Consider the following 13,706-nt stretch of genomic DNA (forward strand, 5'->3'; position numbering starts at 1 on the left):
TAGAAGAGGCTATTTTCTGGATATTGACTGACCGGCGTTGACATCAAAATAGTCTCGCCACGCGATGATCTGTTCGCCGTCTAGCTCGATTATCCCCATCACGGTGACGGCTAGGATCTTACTGCCGTCAGCTCTCAGGAATGTGTCAAGGCGTTCGGTCAGCACTTTGTTGCCTGTTGCGGCAATGGCAATAATCTGAAATTGGGCGGCGACGATGCTGGACGATTTCTCTACTTTTTCGATAAAACTAATCGCTTCGGCTATGCCTGTAGTAGTGGCAACTCCCTCGTTCACCCAGCGCGTATGCGGTGTAAACCACCGTTTAATGGTGGTCCGGCCGTGATCTTCTTGGAAGACGGAAAAAAATCAGTGACAATTTCAATTGGAGTAGTCATGGGTTTCACTACGGGTAGATGAAAAGCTACTGTGCTCGCCGATAGGAGTGTGCGGCTTGGTGCTCGGAATCGACATGTACCACGCGTGCACTTTGGTTCCTGTGCGTTGCGCGCACCCGTCTGACGACCGCTCGCTACGTTTTGTTAGCCGCTGTAGTTAAAAGAGGGGAGTTATTGGTTGTATGTTCGGGGATCTAGATGTCTGTATACCTATCTCAGGGGGCTTGTGGGCATCTATGACGGATGTGCAGTCATATCCTTCGACGAATTCATGCTACTCCACGCATACAATCCACAGCCGATCCAGATCATGCCAAAGGTGGCTAGCTGGATGGGGCCGATTGGCTCTTGATAGAGCAAGACTGCTTCTGCAAGCAGAAGCGTGGGTGCGATGAACTGTAGCAATCCAAGTGTTGTATAGCGTAAGCGCTTTGCTCCTGCCGCGAAGAAGAGCAGGGGGAGTGCTGTGATCGGTCCTGCAAGGATCAGGAGAGCATCTGTACGGCCACTTTGCCCAAAAGCTGCCTCACCCATGCTGCCGAAGTAAAAGAGAAGGCACAGTGCGAGCGGTGCCAAAAGCGCAGTTTCGATCGACAATCCGCCCAGTGCATCGATCGCCACCACCTTGCGAATCAGTCCATAGAAGCCGAAGCTCAACGCCAGCGTTAGCGAGATCCAGATCTGGCCGCCGCCAGTTGCGGCAAGGATGAGCACACCCGCCCCCGCTACACCGATTGCCACGGCCTGCGAACGTGCGATTCGCTCCTTCAGCAGCATCGTGCCAAGCGCGACGTTGACAAGGGGAGTTATGAAATAGCCAAGGCTCGCCTCCACCAGATGCCCGTTGGCTGCCGACCAGATATAGACGAACCAGTTGACTGCGATGAGTGCGGCACTGACGGCCAGCAATCCCAGGGTGCGGCCGCGCGCTGCTGCAACGAGTGGTCGCAGCCTTCCCCATAACGCGAGGAGCGTGCCGAACACCAGCAACGACCACACCACACGGTGTGAGAGCACTTGCAGAGCATCCACGCCCTTGAGGAGGTTTAGATACAACGGCAGCACCCCCCAAAGGACATTGGCGGCGATCCCGTAAAACAAGCCTGTTCGGCTATCAGCAGTGGTGATCATCGGAACCTCGGGAAGATCGGCAGCGACAGGGACTACGCGGTCCCTGTCGCCGGTTGTCATGCTGCGTGTGGGATGACATCGAAGGCTTCGATATCCGGTTCAGCTGCAATGAAAGCGGAAGTTAATGGACGATGGACTGCCATGTGCTGCGCACTCCGGTGTGCATCAAGCGCAGCTTCGTTCTCGTAGATCTCGATGAGCATGTAGCTGTCAGGTCCGACCCGCGACTTGAACACCTCATAGAGCCGGTTGCCCGGTTCGTTCGTACGTACTGCTGCAGCCTGAGCGGCGAAGGCGCTTTCGAACGCCGCGCTGCTGCCTGGCTTGACTGCCAGTTTCACCATCATGCCGATCATTGGGCTTGGCCTTTGCGATACAGACATCAAGCCTGTTTGATGAAGTCCTGGGTGGTCATGGCATTGGCATAGAATGGGGCGATCTCGTTCAAGAACGCTGTCTGTTGCTCGCGGGTGAATGCGGCAGAAGCGTCGTAGATGACATTGGTGTTGTAGCCAAGATCGTGCGCATTGCGCATCGACGACTCGACGCACTGCCTGAGCGCGAAGCCCGCCAGATAGATGTCAACAATCCGATTGTTGCGGAGGTAGCTGTCGAGCGTGGTCGACGCAAAGACGCTACTGCCGCCAGTGCGTTCACGGATGACATATTCGCCGTCCTGAGGCTCGAAACCAGGAAAGAAATCTGCCTGCTCACCGAGGAACGAGCCGTAATCGCGCATCATCTTGCGCAGGCCGTACTTGCCGTCGCCGAGGACCTTGAACGTTGGCTCAAACTTGAGGGATGCGTGAATGACTTCCATGCCACGGCGGCGGGCCTCTTCAAGCATCACCTTCGAATTGGCAATGGCATTATCAAGTTGTTCGCGATCCTGCAATTGGCCATTGATGCCACCGGTGGGAGCCAGCCAATCGTTTACATATTCAATCAGGATGAGTGCACTTTTCGGTACATGGATATTCGGGGATGTGCTGGTCATGGTGAATTCCTTGGAGTGTATTGAGCGCGTGTGTTGAAGTGAGCTATGTCGCGGGTGATGCCATGTGGATGGAAAGCTGTTTGCGAAGCTGGGTCTCCAGCAGTGCCGCGTAGCCGTCACCCACGGCGTGAATGACGCTGGGACGTGTCACTAAAGCTGCCCGCCATGCGGAAGCGCGAGGAAGATTTTCGAAAATTGGCAGCGATAAGCCCGGTTCGAGGACATCGAAATACCGAAAAACTGGTGCGAATACAGCGTCGACCATGCTGAAGGTCGCGCCACCGAAGTAGGGTCCGCCGTCGAGTTCTGTTTCGATACGTTCAAGCTTCGTCCTGACAGCTGTCTGTCGTGTACTCGCCATCTGTGGATCGGTCGCGTGGAGGAATTGCCAAATGTCCGACAGGGCCTGACCAGCAAACTCGGTCCAGCCGCGTTGACGCGCACGTGACAGCGCGCTGGCCGAGTACAGCGGCGGGCCAGGTTGCGTTTCTTCGAGGTACTCACAGATCACCATGCTTTCGAAGATTGCCGTCTTCGTGCCACTTGGCTCAGCGACCATAAGTAACGGCACTTTCCCGGTTGGCGAAAGGGCCAGGAACCAATCCGGCTTGGCTGCAAGATCGACCTGGATCCGGTCGAACGGGACGGCCTTTTCCAGCAGGACGATGGCCGCGCGTTGCACGAACGGGCACAGCGGGTGACTGATCAGGGTAAGGACGTTGGGCATGGGCGGTATGGGGACGTTGTAGGGAAGGTGGTGCCAGAGTAGGCGACGGCGTGGCGATGGATCGGCACGTCATCCATGGCAGGAGGACGCGTAGTACCAGGCAGCCGGTACATGCCGGCGTGCAGTGCATTGGATGGAGGCCGGACCTTGTGTGGGTGCCGACGCGGGGCGCGCCCCGCCGATCGGCTGCACACGTGCCGGCTAGCTTGATCGGCGGGTTGCCGCGGGTGCGTTCGCGCTAGTGGCACCCAAGCGCGCCGCCACTCGCCGCGCCTCAAGGACGGCGGCCATGCTCAGCCGTTGAGCAGGCGGCCGCCGTCGACCACCAGCTCCGACCCCACCGTCCAGCGCGATTCGTCCGAGGCCAGGTACAGCACGGCCTTGGCCACTTCGTCCGGGGTGCCGAAGCGGCCCATCGGGATGCTGGCGGCGATGTCCTGGTTGACCTGGGCGCGGTAGGCGTCGGGAATGCCAAGCTTGTCGTACAGCGGGGTTTCCACCGGGCCGGGGCTGACCGCGTTGAGGCGGATGCCGCGCGCCAGCAGTTCGCTGGACAGCGTCTTGGTCATGCTGAGGAAGGCTGCCTTGGTCGCGGCATATACCGACGAGCGGGCCATGGCCGCATGTGCATTGATGGAGGTGTTGAGCACCACCGACGCGGGGTTGGCCAACACCGGCAGCAGCGCCTGCAGCAGGAAGTACGGGCCTTTGACGTTGATGGCGAAGGAGGCGTCGAAGGCCTGTTCGGTCCACTCTTCGATCGGCGCCCACACCGAGACGCCGGCATTGAGGAAGGCGATGTCGAGCTGGCCGTAATGCGCACGCACGGCCTGGGCGAGTTCCTGCTGGGCGGCAACGCTGGCCGAATCGGCACGCAGCACCAGCACCTCGGCGCCGAGGGCGGCCTTGGCCTTGGCGATGGACTCGGGGTTGACGCCGGTAACGATGACACGGGCGCCTTCGGCGAGGAACTGCCTGGCGGTCTCCAGGCCGATGCCGCTGGTGCCGCCGGTGATGAGAGTGCGCTTGCCTGCTAAACGGGTCATGGGGTGCTCCTGGCTGTGATACGAGGCCCGCCGTGGTTGGTGGGCCTTCGATGTGACACAGCCTGCGCTCATGCGGCATTTGCCGGAAGACCATGAGTGCGCATAGCATTCATACTTTAAAAGCATGAATGGAGCGGCGCAATGGATCGGTTTGTGTTGATGACCTGCTTCGCGCGTGCGGTGGAAACGGGCAGCTTTTCTGCGGCCGGGCGCGATCTCGGCCTGGGCCAGCCCAACGTCAGCCGCCATGTGGCCGCGCTGGAAGAGCATCTGCAGACCCGGCTGCTCAACCGCTCCACCCGCAAGCTGATGCTGACGCCGGAAGGTGAGCGTTACTACGCGGAAGTACGCCGCATTCTGGACGCGGTGGACGAGTCTGAAATGTCGCTGCGCGAGAACGTGCAGCCCACCGGCTTATTGCGTGTGGCCTGCCCCACGGCGTTGTCGCATCAGTATGTGATGCCGCTGGTGCCGCGCTTTTTGCAGCGCTACCCGGGCCTGCAGCTGGATCTGCAGATCAACGACCGCTTCGTCAATTTGCTCGACGAAGGTGCCGAACTGGCCATCCGCATCGGCCATCTGGAAAACAGCGCGCTGCGCGCGCGGCGCATCGGTGCGTTCAAGCGTGTGTGCGTGGCCAGCCGTGCGTATCTGGCCGAACGCGGCGTGCCCACTGTGCCCGACGATCTGCGCCATCACGATTGCGTGCTGTACACGCTGTTGGCGTCGGGGGCGACGTGGCGTTTCAAGGACGTGGAAGTACCGGTTTCCGGCAGGATTCGCGTCAATTCACCGGAAGCCGCGCGCGAGTCGGTCAACGCAGGCCTGGGCATCGGCCAGGGGCCGGAATGGTTATTCGAGCAAGGGCTCAATGCGGGCCATTTACAGATTGTATTGAACGAATTCTCCGCTCCTGCAGTGCCCATGCACATCATGTATGCCGCCAATCGCCTGATTGCGAAACGGGCAATTGTGTTCATGGATTTTATTGCAGAGGAATTTTTGAAGACTCCTAGACTGAACGTGAATGTGTAAGGGATATTAGCTTGGCGACGAGGCCGGCGGTTGATCGCCTACCGCTATGCCCACGGGACCAAGTGCCTTGGCACTAGGAGAGAGCTAATGGAAAGCACGTACGGAAATCTGGCCACAAAGCCCCGTGGCAAGCAGGGGAGGACTTCGGCCAACCAGCGTGTCCCCGCGTCGGATATATTGAATCAGATTGCGTGAGCTCTTCAAGACCCGGCAAGGCAATTGTGCCGGGAAGTAACGTCAGTAGCTCGTTGGTCGGCATAACGCTATTCTGCAGGCAAATAACGGGGGCTCTGCCGGGGACCCAAGCAAAGCGCGTAATGTCAGGGCTGCGTCATGCAAGCCAGTTAGCGCAGGCTGATGGCTTATTCTTTTCAGTGCAACTTGTCTGCGCTTTTTTACGCAGGCGATCCAGAACCGCAGCTGTAATCTGACTCTGTTTGCCCCAGCTCTTCAGCGACGCACCGACTTCCTCAAAATGCTCGTGATTGTCATTCAAATAGCCGTCTGACTGCTGCGTTAGATCGTTGATCACTCGCGTTGCGAGATTCTCAATACTCGCGTTGTCGTTTGGGTTGATCCGGACCAGCGCGTCCAGATAGGTCATGCCTCGCTGAACGACGGTACCTTGACTGCCAGGTGAGTCGTAGGCCTTCTTGAACCAAGATAGCGCAGCCTTGGAGTCACCCCGCTGCTCAGCAAGTATTCCCAGGAATGGCATGTAGTAAGACGGTGTCTTGCTACGCGACAACTCAGCCTGCATCAGGTCAGCAGATCCTTTGTTATCGCCCACCAGCGCCAACAGCCCGGCAGCAGATGCAATCGTGGATTGACGCTCCTCATCGGTTTTCGCCTCTGTGACTGCCCAGCGAACGCGCTGCTGTATGGTCATGGTGACATCTGCAGGCAATGGCGGTGGTGGCCCATCCATCTTCGGCCGTGTCGGCATTCCCTGCGCCAAGCGCGCCAACTCGATCTCCGCGTAGCCGGTCTGGAGGCGGTCAGCAATGGGCAGCGCCGGATCAGCATAAGCCTTGGCAAGCGATCGCCTAAAGTCCCTGGTTAGCGCAGTTCGCTCGTCCGCATCGGTGGTCGTGGCAGAAACCAGCGTGGCAGCACCCGCGATAAGTACATTGAAGTTGTTCCGAACCTCGGATGGGTCGGAAAGCACTGTTTGCAACAAAGAGTAAGTCGCTTTGCTTGTGCCGGGTTTCTGCTTTGCGACGACTATCTCAAGCAACTTGAAGCGACGTTGCAACGCAGGATTCGGTGCTATTTTTGCTAATGCTGCGAGGACTCCGGGCGCTTCCTTCGGTTCTATGAGCTGATCGTCCTGTAGCCAGTTGTAATTGCTTAGGAGGGTCCAATCAGATGGGTGTAACGCCGATGGGCTTTTAAGGGCCTGTGCCAGGATCTGTTTTGTGCTCGTACTGGATCGAGAAGCCACCCGAAGACTATCGGTAAGCTGTGAAGTGCTGTTGTCACCTACAAGCCTAGTGATTTCGCTGAGATCCGGGCGTAGCAAGACAATGGTGGGGTAGCCCTTGACGCCAAATCGGTCCGCCCAGGTCTGGGCGTCTTCCTGGTCGCCATCCAGATGGATCGCTACAAAATGCTGCGTTTGTGCGATGAATCCTGGATCCTTAAAGGTGGTCGCTTTGAGGCGATTGCATGGAGGGCACCAGATCGCGCCCCAATACATCAGGATAGGCTTGCCAGCTCTTTTTGCTTCATTGAGAGCCCTTTGAATATCTCCCTCCTGCCAATCGATACCTTTCGTAGCGGCAGGCTGCGAATCTGTCGCGTGCGGCAGATTTGCAGCTGAAGGAGCAGATCTTTCACAGGCAGTCAGCGCTGAAAGCAGGCTAGCAAGTCCGATCAGCATGAAAGAGCGGGAGCCAGGAGGCAATTTTTTCATAGCGAGCATTTCTCGATGTGGGCTGGACGCGCTTTTCCACAACAAGAGGGTCCATGCCTGATTTGTTGTTTGAAGAGTTACCTATTGCGAGGTTGCTCAGAGCACGGAACGCGAACTGCTGTCACGCCGAACGCATCGTTAGCGCATTCTCGAGCAAAAAAAGTGTCGTTCAGCATGGGATCGGGTGCCGAGAAGCTCAATGGTCGACGTGTAGTGACCTGGCGCTGGCTGCGCAATCCTTCCATTAACCGCTGCTAATGGAACGCTATCGGGCTAGGAGGTGTCGCCGATGACATCGGCGCACCTCTCAATAGCGAGGCAGTGGTAGTCCCTCGCTCATTGATCCTGCAGCAGACATCCGGCATCTCACGCCGACGGATGCGGAGACTGTTGGTCACTCAATGCCCTACATCTGTCCAAGCCTAAATCGTCTAAGAAAGAGATGGGGCAGGTGATCTATGCGGCAGTGCTGCTGCCGCTCGGCGGCAGCGTTGCCGTCCAGAGCCTGATCGATTTTGCCGGGCACTGACGCAAAGGCGCAGTGCCACTATTCACATTACCACGCCGACAAAACGCCGTGTCGACACTGTGTTGTTCGCAGAGGAAATCTCAGCTACAGGGGACCTCGGTGACTTCCGTCAGCGACCAGTCTTGGTTATGAAATCACGCAAGTCTGCAGCCAAATGACGGCGTTGCTCTGCGTCCTCGGCAATGCCATGCCCCGCCGGATAGGCCGCCAATGTCAACCGTGACCGATCGATATCGGCGTGATCGAGCAGATATCGGGACGCGTAGAGTGGCGTTGCGGTGTCGTAAAAAGCACCCGCTGCGAAGACGTGCAGCTTGGGGTGGGCGTTCATGGCATCGACAAGCCAATCGGTTCCGTCGATCGTGTCTTTTTGATCTCCCGTGGCGCTGGGAGGCACACGGTAGTACCAGGTGCCGTGGTTGATTGATAGGTTGAGCGGACGATAGGGCGCCGCCACCTGATAGCCCAATGTAGCCAGATAATGCTCCATGACCGAGGCAGGGCGCCTGCCAAGCGTCATTGATGGATCACTGTAAGGAGCTGGGAGACTGTCCAAGTCGGTGCTGCCTGCCACGCGAGTATCCAGGTTGCCGATACGAGTGTTTTGCTGGCGCAATTTCAATGTCCGGTTGAACTGACTGCGGTCGATGCGCAACCTGGACGCTTCCAGTATCTCGGCTGGCACTCCAATCTGATCGCTCATCTCGGCTGCGACGGCTCTGAGCCGCTCGACGCTCAGCGTATTGCCCTCCAGCAGAGCTGGCGCGTAACGATTACGGGCGAACTCCAGCGCTGAATCGTAGGCTTGCTGCGGCGAGGATGTTGGGATACGCCGCAGACCATGCACGTACGCCGTGGTTGCCAGACTTGGCAGCAAGGTTACCGCTGCAAGATCGCGACTTTCTGCATGTCCCAGGAAGGGAGACAGCAGGACCACGCCCGATACATTGAGTCTTGGCTCTGCGGCATCGGCGTTCAATACCGCGAGGTTACGTAGTGCTCCATAGCTTTCGCCTATCAGCACCTGAGGGCTCTTCCCTCGGCGATTGGAAGTCAGCCAACTGGAAATCACCTCGACGATGGAACAGGCGTCGCCCGGTGTGTTCCAGACGCTCCTTGCGTCCACTCCGGCAAAAGGAAAACTGGCACCGGTTCCCAATGGGTCGATGAAGACCAGATCGGTGACATCCAGGATGCTGTCCGGATTGTCGATCACGGTTCCGCTGGCAGCGTCATACAGCTTCGGTCCGATACCCTCCATTTGCAGCGACCAAGACGCCGCGCCGGGACCGCCGTTGTAGACGAATGTCACCGGCCGCACCTGGCCTTGCCTGGCGTTGGCAATATAGGCTTGAGTTACAACAAGACCGAGCACGTTGCCATCGGCCCCACGCACCGGCCACTCGCTGACGATGGCTTGGTAGGGCAGTCGCCTACCTGTAAGCGCTAAAACATGCGAGGTCGTGACGGGTGCGGCTGCCTGCCGGGAACGTGTGTCGGTGGGCGCAAATGCACTGGCTGCGGCTGCCGCAGCAGTGACATCGGGAATCTGAGCTGCCTGAGCCGGGCCAATCGCGAGCGAAGCAAGTAAGCAAAGGATCAACTGCGAACCACGCATGGACAACTACCTCGGTAGGCTGAGACTTTCAAAAGATCACCATGAGCCTTGTCGACGCTGAGCGTGGCACAGGCACCAGATGATGCGGACCCTGCACGGCTACCACGCCTGCAGGCTAGCAGACGATAGCGGACCAAGATCCGCCGTGCTACCTCAGCGTATGGCTTGAGCTGTTACGAGGTGCCGCATGTGTAGTTGGCAGGGCAAGCATGTCAAGGTTGCCGGGAGGCGATGAGATTCCAACTCCGGCTCGCCCCCTCTCAGGCACGCACGCGCCCTTGCACTCGCAGGGTTGTACCGGGCGACCGAAAGCGTCTCCCGACCCAAAAGGTGGCGAGGCGTAAGAAATCCCTAACCGAAGTAGCCCCCGCGAGGATTCACGACAGCTAACCGCTTGGTGCAACGAGCCGAACGCAGGGGGGAGGCGCGCCCACCAGCATCGTCTGGACGCTTTCTCACGGGGCAAGAGACTGCGAGGATAGTGAAGAAATCTTTCCGCAAGGTTGTCAAAGCGGCACTGTTCAAGCATTACCTTTCAAGCGGGCGCTACCTCGCGCAATCAGCGGGTCCACGCTTTCGCACCTCGCGCAGTTACGCACAAACGAGCTAGGAGCCAGCCTTGAAGCATAGATTCGTTGTAGTTCCGCTGATCGCGGCCTTGATGTCCCTGCCGGCTTCGGCTTTGGCTGCAGTTGAATCTGCACTCCCACGCGATCTGACGGTTGTGGCGATGTTCCATCAGGCAGACTGGGTAGTGAAGATGGTGATGGGGATCCTGGTGCTTGCCTCGGTCGCCACAGTGAGCATCTGGATATTTAAGACCTGGGAAATTGTCAGCTGCCGCCGAGCCATCGCGCGAGCACTGCAATCCCTGTCCGAAGGCAGTGCGCTGGTCAGCTTCACCCAATTGCCGGATCCTGCAGCCGCTGCGATGGTCCGTGCCGCAATTGGTGAACTTGAGCGCCATCCACAAGGTCACCGATATGGTTTTGCCGAAGGCATCAAGGAGCGTGCGGCCGCGCAGATTTCGCGCGTGGAGGCAGGGCAGCAGCGCAGACTGTCGCGCGGTACCAGCGTATTGGGCAGCATCGGCGCTGCCGCGCCCTTCATCGGCTTGTTCGGCACGGTGTGGGGCATCATGCACAGCTTCATCGGAATTGCGAATTCGCAGACCACGAACCTGGCGATCGTGGCCCCTGGCATCGCCGAGGCGTTGCTGGCGACGGCATTCGGCCTGGTCGCGGCGATCCCGGCGGTGCTGGTCTACAACGCGATCACGCGCGCAATCGCGGGCTATCGTGTGCGCATGAGCGATGCTGCGACACAAGTCATGTGCCTGCTGAGCCGGGAGCTGGAAGTCGATCTGAACACACGATGCGCGGAGGACTTGAGCCATGTCGTTTAAGCTCGACTCCGAAGATGAGGGCGATGCCGGCCTGCACGAGATCAACGTCACTCCCTTCATCGACGTGATGTTGGTGCTGTTGATCATCTTCATGGTGGCTGCACCGCTGGCCACGGTGAATGTGCCATTGGACCTGCCGGTCTCCAGCGTGCAAGCGAAGCCGGAGCCGCAGGAGCCGGTAGTTGTGAGCCTGAAGGCCGACCTGCGGGTGTTCGTGGGGGAAGCCGAGGTCGAACGTATCGCACTGGGCGATGCGTTGCACACCTTGTTTGATGGAGACCGCGAGGTGCGTGTGTACCTGCGCGCCGACAAGACCGTCTCCTATGGCGACCTGATGAATCTGATGAATACCTTGCGCGAGCAGGGCTACCAGAAGGTCGCGTTGGTTACGCTGGACCAGACGGAGACCTAGGTATAATGGGGCAGCGCAGGGTTTCCGACTCCACCCGATGGGTGGGCAGTATCGCCAGCGCGCTGCTAGTGCACGCTGGCGTCGCGGCTTTAGTGTTGGTTGATTTCGGTACGCAGCCTCCTACAGCGGTCGCGCCTCCCATGGCCGCCATGACGGTCGAGCTCTCGCCGATGCCCGCAGCGCCGGAGCAACAGGTCACTCAGAGACCGGAGGGTCCAGAGCAGGTCGAGTCGCGGGTACAGCCCAAGCCTCAGCCAAAGCCTCGTGCATTTGATCCGCCACCAGAGGTCAGGACAAATCCACCACCGGATGCGTTGGCCGCTAAGCCCGAGGAAGAGCCGAAAGCCGACCAGGAGTCGGCGGCTGACAGTACAACCGCAGCGGTTTCCGCCCAAGCCGCAGCCGATGCCGCGCTTCAAGCGCCGGTCCAGGGTGCCTCTAGCGAAAATGCCAAGGCCCTCATCCAGACATGGGAGAACCGTTTATTGACGCATCTGGAACAGCACAAGCGCTATCCGAGTGCCGCCCAGCGCCGCCGCCAGGAAGATGTGGTGTACCTGCGCTTCACAACGGATCGCGGCGGCAACGTGCTGCATTGGAGTATTTGGCGCAGCCGTGGTTACGCGTTGCTGGATGAGGAAGTCAATGCGCTGATCCAGCGCGCTTCCCCAGTGCCGCCACCGCCGCCGGAGATGGCGGGGAGCACCGTCGAGATGATCGTACCGGTAGAGTTCTTCCTGCACCGTCAGTCTGCCCAAGGGAGGCGGCAATGAAGTGGAGACGTCACGAAGCTTCGGTGCCAGCGCCTGGCGCAACGGATGAAACCGTGTTGACTGCCGTGCTGACCACGGAGGAGTTAACGCGCATCTTCATCGAGATCCGGCCGAGTCTGGAGCGGGTGATCGAGCGCCGTATTCTTGATCGCCATACCGCGCAGGACCTCGCGCAGGATATCTATCTTCGTCTTGATCGAGTCTCCAATTTGTTGTCAAACGAAGAGGATGCTCGCCGCTACCTGATGCGCATGGCCGTGCATGCAGCGCTCTACCATCTACGCAGTGAAAGCAACCGGGTGCAATTGCTTGCAGGCGCACTGATCTTGTTCGAAGGGCATATCGCCCAGCCGGAGGAGCACGCACATGCGCGCGATCAGGTGGGCCTGATCGAAGCCACGCTTGCCGAGCTCCCCGCCAAGTGCAGGGACGTGCTGTATCTGACGCGCGTTGAGGGCCTGCCACGTGAGGAAGTGGCAGCGCGTCTCGGCGTTTCCTTGAGCCTGGTGAACAAGTACGTGTTGATGGCGTTGAAGAGTTGTGCGCAGAAACTGGGTGAGAGATGAACGGACGCTCGCCCCCATTGTCATTTTCAGGCTCGCTGGGCGTTACAGGAACAGGCAGATGAGCGACGACGACGCAATGCAGATAAAGATGGAGCCCGACTCCAATGATCCGATGGACCAGGCGCTCGTGTGGGTCTCCCGTATCGTCAGCGGAGAGGCCGATGCGAATGCGCTAGCTGAATTTGAACGCTGGCGCGATGCAGATATACGCCACGAGAAGGCGCTCAACGACGCCCGACGACTGTGGTTGACGCTCGGTGCGCCATTGGAGGAACTATACGCGCCCGTGATGGTCAGCCTTCCTGCGAACGCTGCACAACGGCAACGAGCCCGGAGGGGTCGCTTTTGGCGCCCGGCACTCGCAACTGCAGCGGTTCTGATGCTGGCGGTGTTTCTGGGCGACCAGTGGCATCGGGATTGGCGATTCGACCAAGCCACCGGAAGCGGCGAGCAACGCACGATCGCGTTGGCCGATGGCAGTACGATGTGGTTGAACATCGGTAGTGCTGCCAACGTGCGGATCGATGAGGGGACACGCCATATCTATCTGGCAAGCGGCGAAGCCTACTTCGACGTGGCACACGATCCGCACCATCCATTCACTGTCGATGCCGGCGCCGGTCAGGTGACTGTGTTGGGTACAGCGTTCGGTGTGCGACGTGACGGAGCTGATGTTGTAGTGACCGTGCAGCGGGGCAAGGTGCAGGTCGCCAGTGCAGATGCGCCAACAGTGTCCATCACTGCGAACGAGCAGGTTCAGGTGCATCCAGGGGAAGTGATGCCGCGCATCGAAGCGGTCCGCGCGGAGCAGGTGCTGTCCTGGCGCACTGGGCGCCTGCAGTTCGAGAATCGCCGCATTGGCGAAGTACTAGAAGAACTCAAACGCTACGACAAGCGCCTGGTGCTGGTCAGTTATCCGCAGAGCGATCATCAGCGGGTAAGTTCCATTGTGGATCTGGCGCGCCTGGACGAGTGGTATGACACGTTGGAGCAATCCTTGCCTGTCAAGGTGACCCGGATCGGCCCGATCGTTTGGATCCGCGCGGTCTGATGTAGGAATGGCGCGTACCGAATTTTCAAGCTCCTGAGCTGCACTCAGCCGATCCTGCTTTGGCACTGCATGCGAGCAATGCTCCACGGTGTGCAATGTCGCATCA

General features: G+C 59.0%; 14 protein-coding genes and 1 other RNA gene. 7 read left to right on the top strand and 8 right to left on the bottom strand.

What is annotated here, in order from left to right; genetic code table 11:
- Window positions 1–9: 9 nt before the first annotated feature.
- Window positions 10–294 (bottom strand): limonene-1,2-epoxide hydrolase family protein, encoded by a 285-nt coding sequence (locus ACCQ10_RS02390; protein WP_372362085.1) that lies wholly within the window; start codon window positions 292–294, stop codon window positions 10–12.
- Between the two features lie 175 nt (window positions 295–469).
- Between ACCQ10_RS02390 and ACCQ10_RS02395 the strand changes: the two genes are divergently transcribed.
- Window positions 470–545: non-coding RNA, sX9 sRNA (locus ACCQ10_RS02395), on the top strand.
- A gap of 84 nt (window positions 546–629) precedes the next feature.
- Here the strand turns inward: ACCQ10_RS02395 and rarD are convergent.
- From rarD to ACCQ10_RS02420, 5 genes are all read right to left on the bottom strand, one after another.
- On the bottom strand, window positions 630–1,526 hold the full coding sequence (gene rarD, locus ACCQ10_RS02400) for an EamA family transporter RarD (protein WP_372362086.1): 897 nt from the start codon (window positions 1,524–1,526) through the stop codon (window positions 630–632).
- A gap of 56 nt (window positions 1,527–1,582) precedes the next feature.
- Window positions 1,583–1,882, bottom strand: a complete 300-nt coding sequence (locus tag ACCQ10_RS02405; protein ID WP_372362087.1) for a putative quinol monooxygenase — start codon at window positions 1,880–1,882, stop codon at window positions 1,583–1,585.
- A 26-nt stretch (window positions 1,883–1,908) separates the two neighbouring features.
- Window positions 1,909–2,523 carry a cysteine hydrolase family protein gene (locus ACCQ10_RS02410; protein WP_372362088.1) on the bottom strand — a complete coding sequence of 205 codons (615 nt, stop codon included), beginning with the start codon at window positions 2,521–2,523 and terminating at the stop codon, window positions 1,909–1,911.
- Window positions 2,524–2,566: 43 nt separating this feature from the next.
- Complete coding sequence (locus tag ACCQ10_RS02415) at window positions 2,567–3,250, bottom strand: glutathione S-transferase family protein (protein ID WP_372362089.1); 684 nt, start codon at window positions 3,248–3,250, stop codon at window positions 2,567–2,569.
- A gap of 293 nt (window positions 3,251–3,543) precedes the next feature.
- Entirely contained in the window at window positions 3,544–4,296 is a 753-nt protein-coding gene (locus ACCQ10_RS02420) for an SDR family oxidoreductase (RefSeq protein ID WP_372362090.1), read from the bottom strand.
- 159 nt (window positions 4,297–4,455) lie between these two features.
- On the opposite strand from ACCQ10_RS02420, the gene ACCQ10_RS02425 reads away from it, so the two are divergent.
- A complete protein-coding gene (locus ACCQ10_RS02425; protein ID WP_372363034.1) occupies window positions 4,456–5,331 on the top strand; it encodes a LysR family transcriptional regulator in 876 nt (291 codons plus the stop codon).
- Window positions 5,332–5,662: 331 nt separating this feature from the next.
- Here the strand turns inward: ACCQ10_RS02425 and ACCQ10_RS02430 are convergent, their stop codons facing one another.
- Entirely contained in the window at window positions 5,663–7,246 is a 1,584-nt protein-coding gene (locus ACCQ10_RS02430) for a thioredoxin family protein (RefSeq protein WP_372362091.1), read from the bottom strand.
- Window positions 7,247–7,884: 638 nt separating this feature from the next.
- Entirely contained in the window at window positions 7,885–9,393 is a 1,509-nt protein-coding gene (locus ACCQ10_RS02435; protein WP_372362092.1) for a S10 family serine carboxypeptidase-like protein, read from the bottom strand.
- Window positions 9,394–10,012: 619 nt separating this feature from the next.
- Here ACCQ10_RS02435 and exbB point away from each other — a divergent pair.
- The 5 genes from exbB to ACCQ10_RS02460 all read left to right on the top strand — a co-directional run bounded on the left by exbB (window position 10,013) and on the right by ACCQ10_RS02460 (window position 13,600).
- A complete protein-coding gene (exbB, locus tag ACCQ10_RS02440) occupies window positions 10,013–10,798 on the top strand; it encodes a tonB-system energizer ExbB (RefSeq protein WP_372362093.1) in 786 nt (261 codons plus the stop codon).
- Window positions 10,788–11,210 carry a TonB system transport protein ExbD gene (exbD, locus tag ACCQ10_RS02445; RefSeq protein ID WP_372362094.1) on the top strand — a complete coding sequence of 141 codons (423 nt, stop codon included), beginning with the start codon at window positions 10,788–10,790 and terminating at the stop codon, window positions 11,208–11,210. The genes exbB and exbD overlap by 11 nt, the downstream gene beginning before the upstream one ends.
- A 140-nt stretch (window positions 11,211–11,350) precedes the next feature.
- A complete protein-coding gene (locus tag ACCQ10_RS02450; protein WP_372362095.1) occupies window positions 11,351–11,983 on the top strand; it encodes a TonB family protein in 633 nt (210 codons plus the stop codon).
- Window positions 11,980–12,549 (top strand): RNA polymerase sigma factor, encoded by a 570-nt coding sequence (locus ACCQ10_RS02455; RefSeq protein ID WP_372362096.1) that lies wholly within the window; start codon window positions 11,980–11,982, stop codon window positions 12,547–12,549. The genes ACCQ10_RS02450 and ACCQ10_RS02455 overlap by 4 nt, the downstream gene beginning before the upstream one ends.
- Window positions 12,550–12,607: 58 nt before the next feature.
- A complete protein-coding gene (locus ACCQ10_RS02460) occupies window positions 12,608–13,600 on the top strand; it encodes a FecR family protein (RefSeq protein ID WP_372362097.1) in 993 nt (330 codons plus the stop codon).
- Window positions 13,601–13,706: the final 106 nt, after the last annotated feature.

It is taken from the genome of Xanthomonas sp. NCPPB 1325, from assembly GCF_041477645.2.
In the GTDB taxonomy this organism is placed as follows: Bacteria; Pseudomonadota; Gammaproteobacteria; order Xanthomonadales; family Xanthomonadaceae; genus Xanthomonas; species Xanthomonas cannabis.

Coding starts and splice junctions, on each gene's coding strand:
- rarD (WP_372362086.1), bottom strand. CDS start 1,526: ATGATCACCACTGCTGATAGCCGAACAGGCTTGTTTTACGGGATCGCC.
- ACCQ10_RS02405 (WP_372362087.1), bottom strand. CDS start 1,882: ATGATCGGCATGATGGTGAAACTGGCAGTCAAGCCAGGCAGCAGCGCG.
- ACCQ10_RS02410 (WP_372362088.1), bottom strand. CDS start 2,523: ATGACCAGCACATCCCCGAATATCCATGTACCGAAAAGTGCACTCATC.
- ACCQ10_RS02415 (WP_372362089.1), bottom strand. CDS start 3,250: ATGCCCAACGTCCTTACCCTGATCAGTCACCCGCTGTGCCCGTTCGTG.
- ACCQ10_RS02420 (WP_372362090.1), bottom strand. CDS start 4,296: ATGACCCGTTTAGCAGGCAAGCGCACTCTCATCACCGGCGGCACCAGC.
- ACCQ10_RS02425 (WP_372363034.1), top strand. CDS start 4,456: ATGACCTGCTTCGCGCGTGCGGTGGAAACGGGCAGCTTTTCTGCGGCC.
- ACCQ10_RS02430 (WP_372362091.1), bottom strand. CDS start 7,246: ATGAAAAAATTGCCTCCTGGCTCCCGCTCTTTCATGCTGATCGGACTT.
- ACCQ10_RS02435 (WP_372362092.1), bottom strand. CDS start 9,393: ATGCGTGGTTCGCAGTTGATCCTTTGCTTACTTGCTTCGCTCGCGATT.
- exbD (WP_372362094.1), top strand. CDS start 10,788: ATGTCGTTTAAGCTCGACTCCGAAGATGAGGGCGATGCCGGCCTGCAC.
- ACCQ10_RS02450 (WP_372362095.1), top strand. CDS start 11,351: ATGGCCGCCATGACGGTCGAGCTCTCGCCGATGCCCGCAGCGCCGGAG.
- ACCQ10_RS02455 (WP_372362096.1), top strand. CDS start 11,980: ATGAAGTGGAGACGTCACGAAGCTTCGGTGCCAGCGCCTGGCGCAACG.
- ACCQ10_RS02460 (WP_372362097.1), top strand. CDS start 12,608: ATGAGCGACGACGACGCAATGCAGATAAAGATGGAGCCCGACTCCAAT.